The organism is Pseudoneobacillus rhizolycopersici, from assembly GCF_054786815.1.
In genome coordinates this window covers 1-221 of record NZ_JBTOOE010000273.1, presented here as the reverse complement: position 1 = coordinate 221, position 221 = coordinate 1, and the positions used below count along the sequence as shown (strand labels likewise).

Below are 221 nucleotides of genomic sequence, written 5' to 3'. Positions count from 1 at the left end.
AAGCTCCAAGCCGACAGCGGAAAGTGTCAATCGCTGTTGCCGGAACGACACCTTATCAACTGTTTTGAACCGTGATTCTAAAGCTCTGTATTCGATTGAGTCCGTGTCAAAAACAATACCGTTTTCTGTTTCAACATGAACCCTACCGCTCAGCTGAATATTATTATTGTTACTGAAATATTTTCCGCAATCCGCAGTTACAGTAATTGAGCCGGAGGTCC

1 protein-coding gene is annotated in these 221 nt (G+C 43.4%); it reads right to left on the bottom strand.

Annotated features, from left to right (window positions below):
• Positions 1-207, bottom strand: a 207-nt coding sequence (gene lptC, locus ACX9YW_RS23720) for an LPS export ABC transporter periplasmic protein LptC (RefSeq protein ID WP_460351282.1), incomplete at its 3' end; no start/stop codon positions are given.
• Positions 208-221: the final 14 nt, after the last annotated feature.